Genomic DNA, 22,229 nt, shown 5'->3' on the forward strand with positions numbered 1-22,229 from the left:
CTATTCTTTTTGCAACATCCTAAAGATATTGTCTAATTCGCTTCCAGATATATTGCTGAGATCATGCTCCGAGTTTATAAAATCATTAGTACTCCTGTATCTCCTAGTCCAATTGATATCTTCTTTAAATCTGCAAAAATCTTCGCTGTCTTTTACTTCCACACAAGATGTATCCGTTTCATAACCAATAGAACTTTCAAGATTGCTCTCCTGCATTTTTGAAATAATTGCATTCTTTATATTCAAAAGTTCTGGCTTGATAAATATATTCTCTGCTAGTGAATCAATGCTTTTGCTCTGTGCTAGCAAAGCCATAGGAACTTCAGCATCAAATTCATTTTCCAAGTCACTTTTTAGTTTTATAGTATTGATAGAGTCAAAACCCATTTCTGCAAGTTCCCCATCTAACTGTATACTCTCAGGCTCTATCCCAAGCAGTAAACTTATCTTTTGAAGCAAATACCTCTTTATAGTATCTTCACCACTTGCTTCAGCTATAGATACTTTTGAAATAGTGTCTTTGTCTTCCTCAACAACAGGCTTTATATCTGTTTTTTGATTTGCCGCCCAGTGAATCTGCTTGTTAAAACAATATGTAGGCAATGAAATCCTAAATCTCTTTTCCGACATATATAACTTCTTCCAATTGATTTTCGCCCCTGAAACCCATAAGCTAGCAAGATCGTTATACTTTTTGTTTTCGAGAGCTGTATCTATCAACTTGCTATCTTCGTTATCATCTTCAATCAAATCCCTATTTTTATTTTTTATTTTTCCAATATATATATCCGAATAACTACTGATATTATCCGTAACAAATCCTACACACTTATTGATCAAGTCCTGAACATCATATACAACCATTGCAACTCTTTCATCCATTTCTTCCCTTGTAAGCTGGAGAGTATAGGCTATATCCCTCAGATTGATATCAGTATTTAATTTTATATATTCTGCAGTCTGTTCTACTATCTCAAATAGGCTTGTCTTGTTTTTTGCAGAGAATACTACGACAACAGGCTCTTTGTTGTTGTCAGCTACCATTGTTCTTTCATATTCCTCCAGAATAATGTGTACATTTACCCCACCTGCACCAAAAACATTAACACCTGCATACCTTGGAAGTATTTTACCGTCTTTATCAGTTATCCTATCCCAATGTTTCTTTTCTCTTGTAATATAAAATGGTGAGTCCTCCAATTTAAGGAAAGGATTAACCTCTTTACAATGAATACTAGGTGGCAATGTCTTATATTTCATTGCCAGTACAACTTTTAATATACTCGCAATACCTGATGCGGCTTCCAAATTTCCTATATTTGTCTTTACTGAACCAAGTCCACAGCTATGTGATTTCGCATATTCTTCTCCGTCACTTTTTAGTAATTCCCTGAACGCACCTTTTAGTCCTTCGACTTCAACATTATCTCCAATAGCTGAGCCAGTCCCATGAGTCTCAATATAGCTAATATCAAGAGGATTAATACCACTTTTATTAATAGCGGCCTTTACTACCTCTATCTGCCCATTTGGATTTGGAGATACAAACGATTTAGACCTACCACCATGCTTAACAGCACTTCCACGTATTACAGCATATATAGGATCATTATCTTCTTCGGCCTTCTTTAGGGGTTTAAGTAGCAAAGCTCCGATGCCTTCCCCTCTCACAAATCCATCTGCACTCTTATCAAATGTCTTACAACGTCCATCTTTGCTAAGCATGCCTGCTTTGTCAAATGATATATTTGAACGAGGCGATAATAACATATTTACTCCCCCTGCAATAGCAAGTTCACACTCACCTGTATGTAGTGAGGTCACTGCCCTGTGAATAGCCACTGCAGCACTTGAACAAGCAGTATCTATTGTCTCACTAGGTCCATGAAGGTTATAGAAATAAGATATTCTGTTTGCAATAAGGAAATGTGCATTTGATGTAATTGAATGTCCATCTATTTTTACATTTTCATTCCTTAAAATTTCAGCATACTCATTATTTGTTACCCCTATAAACACCCCAGTATTTGTGCCCGAAATCTCAGAAGGCTTGTAACCTGAATCTTCAATAGTCTTCCAAGTGGTCTCAAGAAACATCCTTTGTTGTGGATCTAATATTTTAGCCTCTTGAGGAGATAAATTGAAAAATAGTGCATCAAATTTATCTACCTCTTTCATAAACCCGCCACATTTGCAAGTTGACTTTCCGTCTTCCTTATTTGGGTCTCCGTAAAAGTCACGCCAGTCCCATCTCTCAGGCGGTACTTCAGTAATTAAATCATCACCACCGACTATATGTTTCCAAAATTCATCAAGGTTCTCAGACTGAGGCATTACTCCACCAATTCCAATTATCGCTATAGGTTCATAGTTGTCATCATCTACAGTGTGCCTTATATCAGTAATCTCCTTATCTGAACAGCTTAAAGATTTAAAACGATTTTTTATATTCATACCTGAAAATGCTACTTCTGTTTCCTCATCTTCTTCATCTACAATTGTTTCATTATTATTGGTGCTTGAGTTATAGTGCTCTGCTATATCATTTTTATTCCTCTTAAGCAGATGTTTCCCAAGATTGTTTATTGTTAGCTCTGAAATCTCATAGAATACTGCTGGGGTAATATTCAAACTAAATTTAAAATTTAATTCATTTGTAAACTCTGTCAGAGTTATGGAGTCAAATCCGTACTTATCAAGTTCCTCAGTAAATGATATTTCTCTTTCTTTTATCCTAGAGATTTTTGATACTGACTTACTCAAATCATCTATTAGTTTCTTTAAAAGATCGTTCTCATCTATATTTAAAATGACACTATCTTCTTGTATATTTTTGGCGAATAAAGTATTTATTTTTCTTCTGTTCCCATGCAGTACCATTATCTGCTCCATATTGCGAGACAAACATTTTTCTAATATGTTAAACCCTCTAGAATTTTCAAGTGGCTTAATATATAAGGTACTTTCCATAAGTTTTTTAGTTAAGTCATCAACTGCTATTCCGCCATCCTGCCATAACGACCAATTTATTGAAACTGTTTTTCCATGCCTTTCTCCCTGCTTTCTTAGATTCTCCCTATAACTTGCGAAATTATCCATAAATGAGTTTGCATAAGCATAGTCACTCTGTCCCAAATTACCAATTTCTCCAGATATAGATGAGAATAATGCTATAAAGTCTAGCTTTTCATCCCGTGTTAACCAATCAAGATTGATTGTTCCATATACTTTAGGTGCTATTACTTCATTTAAATCATTAATTGATTTATTTATTACAAGAGAATCCTTTATTAAACCTGCACAATGGATAATGCCGTTAACGCATCCGAAACGAGCTTTTGCTCCATCTACTATTTTTTCTACATCGGTTCTGTTCGAGACATCACCCCTTAAATAGATGAAATCAGTATTTGTTGCTTCCAGCTCCTTTAGTCTTGAGTCTTCAGTAATTTCAGATCGACCAACAAGAACGAGCTTAGCTCTATATTTTGAGGCAAGATTTTGTGCAATAGTAAAACCTACTCCACCTAACCCACCTGTTATAATATAAACTCCATTTACTTTGAACAAAACCTCACCGTTTACTTCTGGTTTAAGCACTTCCAAGGCTTTAACCTCTCTTATAGCTCCTCTATACCTAACCTCAGGTTCAATGTTTTCCTCAAACAGTTCGCTTAATATGATTGACGCTATATCCTCTTCCTTGCCCTCTATTCCTATGCTTCTAAAAATCAACTTATTGTTTTCAAGATTTATACTTTTATTAAATCCACTGATTCCTTCACATAAAGGTTTATTTATTTCATGAATATATAATAAACGTATTGTGTTTTTTTGCTTTTCTTTCAATAATGCCCTACTTATATAGAATAGCGGGTACAGGCAGTGTTCCATCTGCACTTTTAAACTTACCTCATCATAGGTAAAGTCTTCCTGCGACCATAGATTAACGATATTTTCATATTCTATTCCCTTATCCTTCAAGAATCGGAACAGCTCAATATAGTTGTTTTCGTTTGTCGGATCCATCTCGAATATGTTATCTTGAATATTTTTAAAACCAGTTCCTGATTTTACTAAATAAACTTTATCCATACCCTTTTCAATCAAATAATTGAATACTCTTTTATCTTTGTCAAATAATACAACGGAACCCTTTACTCTATTTGATTTTTCTTTTATCTGCTTCCATACCTTGCCAAAGTACACTGTTTCTTCCTTATCCTTCTTTTCAACCGGACGTGCTATATATTTTTTTATCTTCACGAGTACTCTGCCTTGGTCATCCACAAGAAATACATCCATAATCTTCATGGTTTCATTGTCTGAAAATTCTTGTGATTGTACTGCATATCCATAGCAACATTCGGGAAGTTTTTCATATAGATCTATCTTTTCAATAGCAAATGGTATATATGGGCTAGTTGCTCCTGCATCTCTATTAATAATATAGCCAGCTGTCTGTAGCCCCCCTTCAAGTAATGATGGGTGCAACATAAACGAGTCAGCTGTAGGTAGTACACTATATGGTAATTTTATTCTGGATAGTGCCTCATGTTCATTGTGGTATATTTCTTCAATAGGCATGAAACTCGAACCATAATTAAATCCTGATTGCCTAAATAATTCGTAAAACTCCTTATGTTGCATATGATTTCTACACCTTTGTTTAACTGCTTCAATATCAATTTTTTCTCCTGTTATTTCTCCAAAGCTACCATATACAAGCGCACCTTGCGAATATACTGTTTCGTCTCCTGAATTTATTTCATATGCTATTTCATCCTCTTTAGAATAAATGTCAATAAAAGCATCCTGTTTATTTCCATGTAGCTGAAGAGGCTTTGCCCATACTATATTGTTTAGCCCTATAACCTCTTTTTTAGGGAAAGCAAGTTCACCTGCCATGCGTGCCATTTCAAGATATATTACTCCTGGTAAAATTATCGAACCATTTACCATATGATCTTTTAGATAAAATTCTTCTTGTGTTAGCGTCTTTTTATAACTTTGCTTTTCCAGTGTTGATTCATTGCTATCTAGCAAAGGCGTCAACTGACTTACACCTTTACCTAAAGCTACACTATTAGTTGATTCAACTCTTTCTACCCAATAATGCTGACGAGCAAATGGGTATGTAGGAAGTGGTATCTTATACTGCTTCTCTTGGTAAAGTACATCCCAGTTACTTATTTTTACTCCTGCAACCCACAACTGGGCAAGCTTTTCCAGTTCATGCCGTGCAACAATCTTTGAAATTATTTCTTTACCAAGGTCTCCCTCCAGTATAAGGTCAAGTTTTCCTCTTTCCTCCTGATTTCTTCCTGTAAATACTTTATCTATGTTCCGTTCACCTGAAATAAACTTATCCAATTTTTCTATTAGTTCCTCAATGTTTGATACAACAAATGCAATTCTCTCGTCCATTACCTCTCTTCCCTTTTGCAGTGTGTATGCTACCTGCGAAAGAGAAATATCCTGTTTTTCTACTTCTGAACCAGAACTATTGTCCAGACTGTAAGAGTAATAATTAGTAATGCTATTACTACTCCCTAATATCTGTGTTATGTCTTTTGGACAATTCTCAATCGAGATGCTTGGAAGACTCAGTTCAAGGTTGTAGCACTTGTTAAGTTCATTAACCAACATACTTAATTTAGCCACATCGAATCCACATTCCAGTAAGCTTGTTTCATCATCAATGTCTTTTTCATCAATATCACTGATTTGGGCTATAACAGCAATAACATCCCTTATAATTTTTGGTTCCATAGTTCCGCAGTTCTTTTCTAAAGTCCTTGTCCTTTTAAGAAAAGCACTCAATGATTCTGCATATGCCACTAGGCGATCTTCATTTTGTGCAGACAGTATAATTAAATTCTCTTTATTTTCTTGAGCTTTAGCTGGAGGACGATATTCCTCAAGTACCACATGTGCATTTACACCGCTGAAGCCAAAGGCACTTATTCCTGCTCTATATGGTATCTCATCACCATTAGCGTCCTTAAGCCTTTGCCATAGCTGTGTCTTTTCAACTATGTAAAACGGGCTGTCCTCCAGTTGTATATACGGATTTAGTTCTTTGAGGTTTACTATTCCTGGCAACACACCATGCTTCATGCACAGTAACACTTTTATAACTCCCGCAATTCCTGCAGCAGTTTCCAGATGTCCTATGTTTGATTTTAAAGCACCTATTCCACAGCCTTTTGTAGTAAATCCAGATTTTCCCCGCTTAGAGTACAACTTTTTGAACGCACTTTTTAGTCCATTGATTTCAACAGGATCTCCAAGTGTTGTACCTGTACCATGAGATTCAATATATGTTATTGTTGATGGATCAATTTCAGATTTTTCATATGCGTTGAATATTACTTCTGCCTGCTGTTTGGGGTTTGGAGCAGTTAATGAGTTGCCATGTCCCCCATGATTTACAGCACTTGCTTTAATTACTGCATATATATGATCATTATCCTCAATAGCTCTGTTTAAAGGCTTTAACAACAGCAAACCTGCACCTTCTCCTCTTACAGTTCCGTTTGCATCTTTGTCAAACACCTTGCACTTTCCGTCCTGACTTAATATTCCTACATTATCAAATGAAATATATAAAGAAGGACTGGCAATAACATTTACCCCTCCTGCAAGGGCCATGTCGCAATCACCGTTTCTTAAGCATTGAACTGCTCGGTTTATAGAAACAAGTGAACTTGCACATGCATTATCTAATGGTTCACTTGGACCGTGTAGATTAAGAATGTACGATATTCTTCCTGTAATTATATTATGAGCATTACCAGTCAATGACTGTGCCTTACTATCTACTGCTCCATCAGAAACTATATCATGGTAGTCATGTCCTGCCACCCCTATAAAAACTCCTGTCTTACTGCCTGAAAGCTCTTTTGGATTGTAGCCTGCATCTTCTATAGCCTTCCATGCAAGCTCTAGAACAAGTCTCTGTTGAGGATCCATTAGGTTTGCTTCGCGTGGTGAAATTCCAAAGAATGTTGCATCGAATTTATCAACTTCCTTCATGAACCCACCCCATATAACATTCGTTTTTGATGTATCATCTGGGGACTCTTTATAGTATTTTCTCCAATCCCATCTATCTTCAGGTATAGTGGTTATAAGACATTCCTCTCCAATAATCTTCTTCCAAAAGTCGTCCAAATCATCTGCTTGTGGCATAATGCCGCTAAAACCTATAATAGCTATGGAATCATCTTTGTAGTCTTTACCTTGTGGTTGCCTTAAGTCTGAATCCTCTTTACTGCTATCTTTAGGTTCTTTAACAGGACTGCTGAAATTTCTTTGTGCAGCAATATTATAATTAACACTTACCTCAGCAGCAATATTATGATTAACACTTCCCTCATCTGTTTTTGAAAATTTATTCGGATACTCTTCAGCAAGATATTCTGCTAAGTCCCTAATATTCTGGTATTCAAAAAATAGAGTTGGGTACAGTTCAACACCTAAATCTTTTTGAAGCTCTTTCGTAAGGTTGATAAGTCTTACAGAATCTACGCCCATAGACATGAAGTTACTGCCTTTGTCAATTGCGTAAGAATCAGTTTTAAGCATAGAAGCAATTTTGCTTATCAAATACTGTTCAACTACATGAACTATTTTATTATTGCTTTCCGAATACTGAGATAAGTGTGCATTCTCTGTCTTCAAAGGTTGATGTTCCTCATCTATCCACACTTTTTTGCATACAAATCCTTTCATTACTATCAACACCTTTCCCAGCTTATCGATTATTTCAATATCGCCTTCCCATATCTCGGAATTCACCTTTACCTCTGTCAAATGACAATAGCACTGCACAGGCAACTCACTATAGATATACATTTCCTTAACCATTAAAGGTATCAACAAGTCCGGTTCAGTACTCTTTGATAAAGCAAGTCTGCAAAGTACTGCTCCATCCAGTAAAGCAGGGTGAACAGAATACGAATGACTGCTATTTATCATTTCTCGTGTTAAAGCAAGTTCTCCCCACGCTTCATTTCCTAACGCAAATGCCTCTTTTATGGTGAATAGAGATTCACCGTAAACTCCAGACTTTTTGTTATACAGTTCTTCTGTCTTAATAACATTCATATCTTTAAACGAAGGAATCGTAACCATATAAGGAGCAATACCTGTGTTTCTAATAACCTCACTACGTGCTGCAGTCTCAAAATTTTTGCTGAAACTCTTTTTAATTCTTGTATTGATAAATAGCCTTTCATCCTCGCTTACCAGTTCAGCTGTAACCTCAACATTTTCCCCAACATTAAGTTCAACCGCTTCTACAAACTGGAAGTTGTGAAAATGAACTACCGGAGCTAAATCACCCACACATTTAAGTGCTTCATAAGCAATGCTACAATATGTAACGCCCAGTAGCACTCTTTTTCCAAAAGATACATGGTCTCTTAAATAAGGCTCATCATATTGGAATGAAGCAGAGTATAGATTTTCTTTTATTAATGATTCTTCATCATCAAGCCAATAGCGCTGTCTATTAAAACAATATGTAGGTAAAGGTATGCGACACGGTTCTACCTCATTCTGATAAAATAGCTCCCAATTGAATGAAGTACCGCTAACCCAGTGCATTGCTATATCATTTATACTATTCTCGTAAGAAGAAAGACCACTCTTTTCACACTTTAATGCACTTCCCTTATAGACATTGGCTATATTCACTTCACCATTACAAACTGCCTTGAGCTTATCTTTTAAATCATCCAGACTTGTTACAACAAGTGCAAGCCTTTCCTTCATTTCCATTCTGCCAATTTGTAAAGTATATTCAATCTGACTTAATAACAGCTTTTCCTGACCTGTCTTCATGTTGTTTTGAATATACAGTAACAATGCTTTAGCATTTGCATACAAGCTCTCCTGTTTTTTAGCTGAAAGTATTATAAGATACTTTGTTTTTTCTAAGTAGGATGTCACCAAATTTCTTTTGTATTCCTCTACTATAATATGTGCATTAGAACCTCCCGCACCAAATGAACTGATTCCAGCACGTCTTGGTAATGTTTTTTCCTGTCCGCTCTCAAAATATGTATTCTGTTTCCAATCACCTAACTCTTCTTGAATATAGAAAGGTGTATTCTCAAGTTCAATATACGGATTTAATTTATCTATATTAATAGAAGGCACTATTTTACCATATTTCATTTGAAGTAAAACCTTGGTTATCGCAGACATTCCAGAAGCAGCTTCAAGGTGACCAATATTAGCTTTTACTGTTCCCACAGTGCAGAACTGTTTTTTCGCAGTATATTTTGAAAACACCTTGCTCAATGCATTTATCTCTACAGGATCACCTAATACTGTGCCTGTTGCATGTGCCTCAATATAGCTTACTGTTTCAGGGTTGATACCTGCATCCTTTAACGCATCCTCACTTACATTCATCTGTGCTGTAAGACTAGGAGCGGTAAAACCGTTTGATTCGCCTCCGCTGTTAATAGCTGACCCTTTTATAACACCATATATATAATCATTATCCCTTATAGCATCTTCCAACGGTTTGAGCAGGATAGCTCCAACGCCTTCTCCTTCTGCAAAACCATCAGCATTCTCACTAAAGCATTTGTTTCTGCCATCCCTCGTAAGGCTGTTTAAATTAGACAATCTTACATGCTGTCTCGGATTCAAAATAAGATTTATTCCACCTGCCACAGCTACACTACATTCTCCTCTTTCTATGCTTTTGCATGCATAGTGTATGGCAGTAAGCGAAGACGAACAGGCTGTATCGATTGCAATACTCGGACCTGTAAAATTAAAGTAATATGATACCCTGTTAGGGATAATCCAGTAAGCAGATTGAGCATTAGTTCTAATACCATTTTCCCATGCTTTAGTAGCAATTTGTCCGTACCCACCGTACATTATTCCTACAAATAGACCTACTTTTTCTCCCTTGTTTGCCAGAGTCTTCCCAGGATATCCTGCATCCTCTAACAAAGTCCACGTATTTTCTAAAAAAATACGTTCCTGTGGATCCATTTCTACTGCATGTTCATCTGATATATCAAAAAACTCTGCATCGAATTTATCAATATCACTTATAAATCCGCCCCATTTACTATACCCTTTTCCTTGCTCGCTGTTTGATGGATCATAGTATTTTTCCCAGTCCCATCTATCCCTTGGTATTTCTGTTATACAGTTTCTACCTTGTTTCAGGTTTTCCCAATATTCTTCAAGTGTTTCTGCAAGAGGATATTTGCCTGAAAGCCCAATAATAGCAATGTCCTTCGATGCAGTAGTTGTATGTGCCTTTTCCCCTCTCAGATTCTCATGATTCTCATGATTCTCTTGATTATCTTGATTATCTTGATTATCTCTATTCTCTTGGTGTATATCATTTCTTAATTCTGAAGTTGTAGTCTTAAATAGCCAGTTCAGGTCTTTTTTTGCCTCCACAGGCTTATCCACAGGCTTAGCATTAATTCTAAATAATTCTTTTAGCTTTTCCTCCTGCTCCGTGCAAAAATACCCTGCTAAAGCAGCTAATGTTGTATACTCAAAAAGTAGAGTTGCAGGTACTTTTCCAAAATCTTTTACAAGCTCCTTATTAAATTCTACGGTAATTAGAGAATCTACACCAATTTCTTGGAACACTACATCATTACCTATGTTGTTTGATTCAATCTTTAAAACCTTTGCCAACTTGTCTTTTAAATATTTTATAGTTTCTTCTATTAACTCCGTATGGTTCAATTCATGTCTTTTCATAATCATATTATCTTCTACAACTCTCCTTTCTATTTTTTGATGTTTGATCTCTTCTTTTGCTACCATAACAGGTTTATCTGTATGAGGTGCTGCAACCACACTACCTTTATCAGCTTTTTTAACGGTTATACCATTGCTGACTGCCGTTATTATACACTGGTCATACTCTTTATTCTCATTTTTTAACCCTGCTACAGCTATATTATAGTAACCGCATATTCCTAATACATTTTTCCATGAAGCAACATTCAAAAGCGGTGATCCAGTTATCCTATATGTATCTTTAGAATTCCACCAGCCTCCTGTCAATCCAAATGTTAGCGTAGAGAAATTCTGGAATCTAACAATTTCATTAATAACAATTACTCCGTTTGCTTTAAGAAGCCTCTTAATATTTCCGAGTGTATTTTGTATTAAACTTGTTGCATGCAGGACATTTGTTGCAAAAACAATATCAATACTATTTGATTGGAAATCCTGCATTTCTGGTAGTTTCTCAATATCAAGCACTTTAAAATCAACAAATTCCAAAGACCCATATTTCGCTTTTCCATAGCTGGTAAAACTTGCAGAAATATCTGTGTAGTAGTAAGTTATGTTCTTTCCGAAACACTTAACCTTTTCAAGAACAAATTCACTTGTACCACCAGTACCAGAGCCAATTTCCAAAATGTTAATATGATCTGTCTTACATTTGTCTAAACGTTCTTCTATATAATTTCTAACAAACTCAGCTACTAATTCATTATAGTAGTCAATTATCAAGTTTCCTTTGTATATACTCTGAACCAAATCTTTTGATCCTTCTGGGAACATTACTTCCGTATACTCTATCCTTCCCGTAAGTACATCTGCGAAACGGCTAACACAAGTCCAAAGAAGTCTAGTGTAAGAAGAAAGAGTTGAAAATTTCTCATCTAACAATCTCTTTTTTTCTTCGATTTTCTCAATATTGTCCAGTATTCTATAGTCTTCAACAAGTTCAGTACTTTCAATCTTATCTTCATTTATAAGCAACAAGCCACTCTTTTCTAATATATATATCAGTGCATCAAACAACCTTTCATATGATGGTATAATACCAAGAGTGGTTATTAGCTCTCTTTTACTGTATTTCTCGCATTTTTTTGTAAAATATATGTTAAGTTGGAAATATTTAAGCAGTAAGCATACTGCAAACTCTTCAAGAGCACTAAAACCTTCAAGCATATATTTTATTGAATATTTTTTCTCCTCAGCAGGTTCATCCTTAAGCTCAATATTCTCTATAACAGAAGGAACAGTCTGTGAATAAATTTCAATTTTATTATGAAAATCAAAACCCAATTCACTCAATAACTTATCTGTAGCTTTAAACATTACTACTTGTGATATGGGACTGCTCAATGCCGCTTCAAGTACAGCCATGCCTTCAAACGGTTCTATTGATAATAAACCTTTTTGGTTCAACAGACTTCTATATTCTTTGGATGCAACCACTCCAACATTTCCCCAGAAGCTCCAATTAATAATCTTAATAGGAAAACCTGCTCGTTCCTTCAAAGACAGAGCAAATGCATCTTGGAATGAACATGCACAATTATAATTGCTCTGACCTACATTACCTATAAATGCATTTGTGGAAGAGAAATTCACAAGAAAGTCAAGTTTTTTGTCTTTTACTACATCATATAAAATGACACTTCCCTTTACTTTCGGAGCACAAACCTCCCTCATCACATCTTCGGTCATATTTTCTATTCTCTTATCATTTAGTACCATGACGCAATTGAATATTCCATGTATTACTCCATATGTATCTTCTATTTCTGTAACCGCTTTTTTCATACTGTCAAAATCAGTTACATCTGCCTGAATATAAATTGCTTCTCCACCGTACTCTTTAATACTATCTATTTTTGATTTCTTTATTTCGTTTAAATTGCTTCTTCCAATTAAGGCTATTCTAGCTTTATATTTTTTCGCAAGGTATAATCCAAGTTCAAGTCCAATTCCTCCTGCTCCTACAATGACATATACTCCATTGGTTCTGAAACTCTTTTTTGTATTGTAAGGCAAATAAAGACCTCTAATTTTTCTAGTATAAAAAGTCTCATTTCTTAGAGCTACTTCAGGTGTTCCTTTTACCATTTTTGTAAGTAAGTGTGCCTGCCGTTCCACTTTGTTCGATGAAATAGACTCATTATACTCAATATCCACAAGAGAAAATTCAATATTCTGAAATTCAAGGGCTGCTGCTTTAACAAATCCACTCACGCCTGAATTAGCAGATATTATACTGTCACTTGGGAGCACTTCAAATATATTATTAGTTACAACGACTAGCTGAACATTACTGCCTATTTGCGACAACGCTTTTACCAAGTAAAATAATGCATAGACACCATATTTCTGTTTTCTCTCCAACTCCAAAATTCCATCAGCCTGTTTTCTTGAAATAGCACCAAGGAAGTAGATACGTTTAATGTTATTCTCCAGAATGAAATTTATATATCCTTGTATGTCATTAAAGCCTATTTTCCATTCACCATCTGTTCTACTTGTTTCGAAATATAATTGTGCCTGAGTGACATTGCTTTTATCCATTGTATTAATAATTTTTTCCTTTAGATATTCAGCCTCGTCATTGTATAAAACTAGTGCGTTTTCTGTTTTTATATGGGGTTCTTTTGTGGTGCTCTCTGCAGTATATTCAACCCACTGTTGGCAATATATATGTCTATCAAACTGGGTCTTTAATTCTCTCGAAGTAACATGGTAAAATTTCACACACACCTTGCCGTCCTTACTTACAATAGCAATATTATGAATATTGCTGCTTTCATTAACTACATACGCATAATATTCACGAGACCGTAAAGGTTCGAGTATATTTACCTCTTCAACCATGAATGGAATTTTAGCTTTTCCTTTGTCTGTATTTCTACCTAAAAGACAACCCATAAGCTGCAAAGCACAGTCCATTATAACTGGATGTGCACAGTAATCATTAAGTTCACTTTCAAATCCTTCTGGAAGTATAAAGTGTCCCAAAACCTCTTTCTCATTACTCCAAAGTTCCTGCACACCTTGAAAATATAGTCCATACTCTATACCCGCATTATCCGCAAGGGACTTGTAGAATGTATCCTTTTTAATTTCTTCACTGCACCGTAGCTTTATATCATCAAAGTATAAATATTCTTCATTACATTGTTTATCCATATCACAGTATACGTCACCCTTTGAATGAAGAATATTACCATCTTGATGAACGCTTTCAATTTCATATTTGAAACCTTTACCTTCTTCTTTTAGAGAAAGATTAATATCTATACACTCGCCATCTTCTACTACTAACGGCTGTAACCATGTAATATTTCTAAGCGTGTATGAGTTCCCTTTTGTCAAAAGTGATATAGCTTCCACTACTGTTTCAATATGTCCAGTACCAGGGAAAACACATTGAGAGTTGACTTTATGATCTTTAACAATAAGCTCAGAATTTCTCAAGGTTTTCTGGAATACCAAACCTTGTCCCAGACTCTTTTCTGGAATAATCTTATCAATAAGTGGCATCCAGTCCGAACTTTTTCCATACTTAGGGTACTTTTGCCTCATAGGGACCCAGTGTCTGTCCTTCTTGAATTGGTAACCCGGTAACGACATTCTTCCAGGAATATTGCCTTTATATAAAATATTCCAGTTTATGTCCGCCCCGTTGGTCCAAAGACTTGCTACTTTTAAAATATCCCCTTTCTCAACTTTCCGCTCAACAAATTCTTCAAGTTCATCACCATCAAGCACTAGTTCGAGTGCCTCTTTGATATTTTTACCTGTGCTTGTAAACATATTTATAATTTGTCCAGTTCCATTCAAGTACAACTCCAACCGTTCTAACAACTCATCCACTGTATTTACTACCAGAGCAAGACGCTCTTTCATTGCTTCTCTTCCTATTTGTAATGTAAAAGCAATCTTATTGAGATTCAGTGGATTATCGCCTGTTTGAGCTTTTTTTAAATATTTTACAAATTTTTCTACATTATTTTTTAACGAATTAATATCTCTTGCTGAAAACACAATAGCCACTGGATTTGAATTTTTTCCCTGTCTTTTTTCACTCTCTTTATATTCTTCCAATACTATATGTGCATTCGTACCACCCATACCAAATGAACTTACTCCTCCGTGCAAAGGTGCTTCTTTTCCTGTTTTATCTTTAAGAGGTTTCCATTCCTGAGTTTCTCGTGCAATATAAAACGGACTATTTTCAACATTAATAAATGGATTCAATTCACGGCAATGAATAGATGCAAGTATCTTATGGTGATATAATGACAAAGCAACCTTTAGCAATCCAGCAAGCCCAGCCATTGCCTCAAGATGTCCTATGTTTGTCTTTACGGAACCAATACCACAATATGCATCTTCTCTTGGCACACAATTCAATTCCTCATATATCTCACTAAATGCAGATTTCAGCCCATTGATTTCAATAGGATCACCTAAAGCGGTACCAGTACCATGAGCTTCAATGTAACCTATCGTATATGGGTCAATACCTGAATCAATTATTGCTTTCTTAATTAGGTCTTTTTGAGCATTAGGATTAGGGGCAGTTAGGGAATTTGTCCTACCCCCATGATTTACTGCTACTCCTTTTATTACAGCATATATATGGTCTTTGTCTTCTATAGCTTTATCCAAAGGTTTCAGAATAATAGCAGCGCAGCCTTCTCCCCTAACATATCCATTACCATCCTTATCAAAGGCTTTACACTTACCGTCTTTGCTTAGCATACTAATTTTGCTTAGTGCAATATGAGCGAAAGGACTAATGATTAAATTCACTCCACCCACAATAGCACAGCCACATTCTCCGCTTCTAATTGAAGCCACTGCTCTGCTTACCCCAACCAAAGTACTTGAGCATGCTGTGTCTATTAATTCGCTAGGTCCTTTAAAATTGAAAAAGTATGAAACTCTGTTAGGAATTACTGCATTAACTATGCCAGATACAGTATGAGCATCAACCTCCGATTCTCTCAATACGAATTCGGAATAGTCTGTGCCTGTGGCACCAACAAATACACCTGTATCAGTTCCTGATAAATCAGATGGTTTATACCCTGCATCCTCTATTGCTGCCCATACTACTTGAAGCATAATCCTCTGTTGTGGGTCCATTAATTCAGCTTCTCGTGGAGAAATTCCAAAAAATGCTGCATCGAATTTGTCAATATCCTTAATAAACCCGCCCCATTTAGAGTTACTTTTATTTGCTCCCTCGTTTAGCTCATCATAATATTCCTTCCAATCCCACCTATCTGGAGGAATTACGGTAACTAAGTCTTTTTCTTCTAGAATATTATTCCAAAAGCTTTGCAAGTCATCAGAACTTGGCAACATTCCGCTCATTCCAACAATAGCAATATCACCATTAAATCCAGTATTGCTTTTGTTATTCAGTGCATCAGGTTTTTTTGTTGTTTCGGAAGCTATATTTTCATCAATTCTATGCTTCACCTCAACTTCTTCCATAACGGCCTCCTTACTATTTATCTCCTTTAAATAGTTAGCCGTAAGAAATTCTGCAAATCTGTCAACCGTAGGATATGTATAAAAAAGCGTTGGGTTAGTTTTTACACCATAATGTTTGTTTATTTTCAAGCTCAAGCTCGTAAAGCTAATTGAATCAAAGCCATATTCGCCCATGTTAACAGAGCTTTTAATAGTCTCTGTGGAAATATTCTTAATATTAGCCATCTCATTTATGATAAATCTTTCAACATAATTATTTATTAAACTTGTAGAACGGGTGGCTTGGGGTTCTTTTCTGATTATTGGTCTTTGTTGGCTCTCCTCTTTCTCCTCTATAGCACCATATTCATTTAAAAGTATTGATAGCTCCTGCTCTGAAAGCTCCTTGCGGCTAATCTTACTGTTTAATGTAAGAGGATATGCTTTTAAAAAGAAATAATTAGAGGGTATCATATAATCAGGAAGCTCATTTTCCATTACTTTATTTATGCTATCAACTATAGGAATTGCTTTTATATCATCAGCGATAACAAATGCCACAAGGCTTTTGCTATTATCCCCATCTTGTCTAAGTACAACTACAGCCTCGCTAATACCATTTACCCTATTTAATGCAGTCTCAATTTCACCTAACTCCACCCTGAACCCACGAATCTTCACCTGAAAATCAGCACGCCCCATATATTCTACCGTTCCATCTGTACGGTATCTTGCCAAATCGCCTGTTTTGAAAATTCTTGAGTTGTTATCTTCAATAAAGGGGTTCTTTATAAATTTTCTTTCCGTTTCTTCTTCTCTGTTGATATATCCTTTTGCAACCCCATCTCCACCAATATAAAGCTCCCCGGCAACACCAATTGGTACAGGGTTAAGGTAGGTGTCCAAAATATAGAACTGAGTATTTGCAATAGGTAGCCCAAGTGATATTTTCTTTCCTTTTTCCACCTTATCCGTTGAAGACCAAATGGTAGTCTCGGTAGGACCATACAAGTTCCATACTTCTTCACTCAAACTAATTAATTTTTCTGCAAGTTCACTGGGCAGAGCTTCACCTCCACACAATATTTTGAAGTTTTTCTTCTTTTTCCATCCAGCAGCAATAAGCATCTGCCATGTTGCAGGTGTAGCCTGCATAATGGTTACCTCGGAAGCCTCAAAATGCTCAAGTAGCATTATTCCATCCTTCGCTATCTCGTCCGGCAGTATCTCTACCTTAGCCCCAGTAATAAGCGGTAAATACAATTCAAGAGCTGCGATATCAAAGCAAATGGTTGTTAATGCTAATATATAGTCCTGTGAAGTGCACCCTGGCTTCTTTGCCATAGAACACAGGAAATTTACTAATCCACCGTGGTATACCATTATCCCTTTAGGCTTGCCCGTTGATCCAGATGTAAATATTGTGTACACCAAATCTTTCGGACCTAATTGGCAAAGCGGTTCCATACTTTCCGCTTTTTCGTCACTCATAGATCTGTCTATATGTTCTGCTTCTTTATCCAGATTAATAGTTGTAAACTCAAAAACTGGCAAATGATCCTCCAATGAAGAAGTAGAAAGAACAAATTTCATTTGGCCTTCCTCAAACATGTGAGACAACCTATCTGCTGGATATATTGGATCTAAAGGAACATAAATCCCTCCTGACATTTGGGTTGCTATCAGTGCAACCATCAAATCAATACTGCGCTCAAGAAGGATACCTACAAGACTACCTTTCTTTACTCCTTTTTGCTGTATATAACCAGCTAGCTTCCTTGCCCTCCTATATAATTCGATATATGTAAGAACTTGATCATTGAATATTACCGCTGTGGCAAAAGGATTTGATTGTACCTGCTGTGCAAACAAATCTGGAAAAGTCTTATTCCGATCATATTCCTGAAAAGTATTATTCCATTCAGTTATTAGCATTTCCCTTTCTTTGTTATTTAGAAGTACAATTTGGGAAACTTTGGATTTTGGATTTTCAACTATAGCCGCTAATACCTGCTTATAATGGGACGACATATATTGTATTATATCTTTGCTAAACATATCTGGATTGTATTTGAAATGAAGAATGCATTCTTCCTCTGTTTCAATAACCTCAAGCGTTAAATCAAACTCTCCCAGCTGGTGAATGTCATGGAGTTGTTCCCTAAACACTTTATCATTTGTCTCTCTAATCCAGTTTTGAAAGTAAAATGCTACCTGAAAAAGTCCAGAATCAACAAAATTATTAATTTGATTTAGTTCCTTTACAAGCTTGTGATATGGGTACTGACTGTGTTCAAGACCTTCAAGTACTATTTGCTGCACTCGTTCAATAAACGATATTAAGGAATCCTCAAAATCAATCACGCTTTTTACTACCATCATATTTATAAAACAACCGATTACATCTTCATATTTTTGCTCATAACGACCTGCAACAGGAGTCCCAATAAATAAATTGTTTTGTCCACTGTAGCGAAATAGTAATACCTTGAAAGCTGCAATCATAATAGAAAACAAAGTTGCATGGTTTGAAGTATTAAGCTCTTTTAGTGCATTTACAAGTTCTTTATCAAGTTTTATGGTGTAAGAAGTTCCTTCGTATAAGTTCACAAATGGGTGCTTTTTGTCTACTGGTAGCTCTAAAGCAGGTATTTCTCCTAATAGCTGATTTAACCAATACTCACGATCTTTCACAGCTTGTGCACTTTGAAGATATCTTTTTTCAGCTTCAATAAAACCTGCATAGTTTGCGCGTCGAACTCGAAGTTCATGAGTATGCCCTTCTTTCAATGCGTAATAGCATTCCTTTAATTCCTCCATAAATATTCGAGATGATATCCCATCAAAAACAATATGATGGAAGTTAAACAACAATATCTTCTTTTCTTTTGAAACATCAAATATGCACGCTCGCATTAGTGGACCCTCTTCTAGGTTAAAGGGTCGCTTTAACTCATGCATAATACTCTCTGTTATATCCTCTTCAGTCAACCCCAATACATTTATCTGGCTGAACTCAAGCATTCCCTGTTCCTTAACAGCTTGATACGGTTCATTACCATCATGCAGAATAACTGTCCTTAGTGATGCGTGGAAATCAATGAGTTGTTCTAGGGCTTTTTTCAAAATCTCAATATCAATATCAGAAGAAACCTCAATAGCCCCAGGGGTATTATATGCGTAGCTATCAGGAAACATCTTACATACAGCCCATATACCTTTTTGGCTTTCTGACAATTCTATTTTTTCTGATTTTTTATTTAAATCCATTAAAACAAGCTTCAATGCCTCGCTTCTTGTAATTTCACCATTATACATTCTTTGGTATATTTCCCTATCTAACACTACCTTCACCTCTCTCAACAAAATTCAAATTAATTTCCTTTAAGTCTGCCGCCTCATCAGGAGTAAGTTTTCCTTCCTCAAGACACGAAAGAATAAAGTTTTCCAGATAGTATTTAGCGTCCTCTGTACCGTTTTTAATGTCAGTGCTATAATTGGCACTTCTGTCATAAGGCTCATTCTGTTTTTTACCCTCAAATTTCATAATAAAAGAATTGAGCTTATTAATCGAATAATGTTCAAATAAGTTTTGTAGTGTAATGCGTATTCCATACTTTTCACTTAAATTGTTAACCATATTCGATGCAGTCAAGGAATCCATCCCATATTTGTCAAATGTCACATCATATTTTATCCTATCATCTGGCACCTTTAGAATCGTCGATACCAAATGTCTCAGTTCATTTAAAACCGAATTTTTATCGTTGCCACTCTTTATTTGTATTTCCTCATAATCTTTACCATCATCTAACCAGTAACTCTCCTTCTCAAATGGATACAGCGGAAGTGATACAAGTTTGCAGTCTTTTCCTCTATATAAATCACTCAAGTTTAAATCATAGCCTTTTATCCAAAGTCTAGCTATATAGTCAAACTGAGTATTATCAATAACCTGATCATAAAGGCCTTCTGTTTCAACACTTCCTGAATATACCCCCAATTCTTCATCTTTTCGTATTAAATAGTTTTCAAGTGCTACCAAACACTCCTGTCTACTGTTTTTTACAATAGCGAGTCTCTCTTCCATAGCTTCACGACGTGACAACGTATACGCAATATCATATAGTGAAATTTCATTCATGTTTTCAAGATATTCTTTTATATTTTGTGCAACCACATGGAGTCTCTCTTGGGTGCGTGCAGACATCATTAGTATCACACAGCCATCGGGGTTAGTCACATTAGGTTTATTGCTTTTTATGTATTCTTCAACGATAATGGCTACGTTAGTTCCTCCAGCTCCTATAGAGTTAATAGCTGCTCTTAGTGGTATTTCATCCTTATTATTTGGTTTTTTCCACTCGGATACATTTCTTTGAATCTGGAACGGACTATGATCCAAATCTATCCTTGTGTTAATTACTTCTGCGTTAATAGAAGGAACTAAAGTTTTATTTTGTAACTGTAATATGACTTTGGCCAGTTGTGACATTCCAGAAGCTGCTTCCAAGTGTCCGATATTAGACTTTACTGAACCAATCTTACATATTTGTTTCTTACTGGTTAACTTAGCGTATGCTTGCTTTAAAGCCTCAATCTCTGTTGCATCCCCAAGTGCCAGACCGTTTGAAGCAGTTTCATAATATCCGATTGTTTCACAATCAATGTTTGCTCTACTAATCAACTCTAAAACTAAATCTCTCTGTGCTTCAACAGAAGGTACCTTAAATGCATTAGTTCTTCCGCTATGATTCATTACACTAGCCTTCAGCACACAGTTTATTCTGTCGTTATCTTTTTCAGCCTCATCAAGAGCTTTAAGTATAACAACTCCCACACCTTCACCTGGTACATATCCATCGCTATTGCTTAAACTAAGGCTTTTAGCACTACTTCCTAAAAGCTTTGCACGAGACAAACCAAGGTACTTATATGGGTGTAAGCTCAAATTCACGCCTCCCACAATTGCTATTGAGCATTCTCCATTTTTTAAGCTATTCATTGCTAAATGTAATGCACTCAATGACGAGGAGCACGCTGTATCAACAGCTATACTTGGACCATGTATTCCCAAGAAGTACGATACCCTGTTCGCGATTGACCAGTAGGAATTCCCAGATAATATAGCTCCTTGTGCCCTGTCCTCTGCAACCCAAGGATACTGCTGATACATGGAACCGATAAATACACCTATATTGTGTCCTTCTTGCTGTAACTCATGCAATCTTTTCGTTGAATAGCCAGCCTCTTCCAAAGCTTGCCATGTAGTTTCCAGCATAATTCTCTCCTGCGGATCAATATTCTCTGCTTCACTAGGAGAAATATTAAAGAATAGTGGGTCAAATTTATCTACATCCTGAATAAAGCCTCCCCACTTACTGCACATCTTTCCCTCTTTCTCCTTATCACTGTCATAGAACAGAGAGTAATCCCATCTCTCAGGCGGAATTTCAGTTATACAATTTCTACCTTCAACTAGGTTATTCCAAAATTCATTTAAGTCTTTCGCCATCGGATACCTGCCGCTAATTCCTATTACAGCAATATCTTTTGCAGAAACCTTGGCAGGTACTTGGCTTGATAAATTTTTCACTTCCCTGCTTATTGTTCTTTTTACCACTTTTGACGCCATGCTATAATGTGGAGTATCTGGCTCTTTTGTTACACCAAGAGCTTTTATCATTTCCTGTTTATAATTTGTAATCAAATACATGCTTAAATCTTTTATATTTTGGTATTCAATAAAAGCAGACTGTGCCTTCATGCCTACTAATTTTGCTAACTCATTTCCCATTGCAATCAGCATTACAGAATCGGCACCGTAATGTTCAAAACTATCTTTCTCTCTAATTCTTATGACAGGTACCTTTGTTATCTTACATACAATATCTTTTAAATAATCTATAATCTTTTGAGCTAAAGCATCCTGCCCATTGCCACTGTCTATCTCTATCTCAGTTTCAACAATT

2 protein-coding genes (1 of these 2 running past the window's edge) are annotated in these 22,229 nt (G+C 36.0%); both read right to left on the reverse strand.

The window, feature by feature from the left end; all coding sequences use genetic code 11:
• Complete coding sequence (locus tag LY28_RS14500; RefSeq protein WP_110462909.1) at positions 1–19,602, reverse strand: non-ribosomal peptide synthetase; 19,602 nt, start codon at positions 19,600–19,602, stop codon at positions 1–3.
• Positions 19,592–22,229 carry the end of an SDR family NAD(P)-dependent oxidoreductase gene (locus LY28_RS14505; RefSeq protein WP_165835581.1) on the reverse strand. 12,353 nt of this gene lie beyond the right edge of the window, so the window shows 2,638 of its 14,991 coding nt (coding positions 12,354–14,991); its start codon lies beyond the right edge, outside the window; its stop codon occupies positions 19,592–19,594. The genes LY28_RS14500 and LY28_RS14505 overlap by 11 nt, the downstream gene beginning before the upstream one ends.

This window comes from Ruminiclostridium sufflavum DSM 19573 (assembly GCF_003208175.1).
GTDB lineage: Bacteria > Bacillota > Clostridia > Acetivibrionales > DSM-1351 > Ruminiclostridium > Ruminiclostridium sufflavum.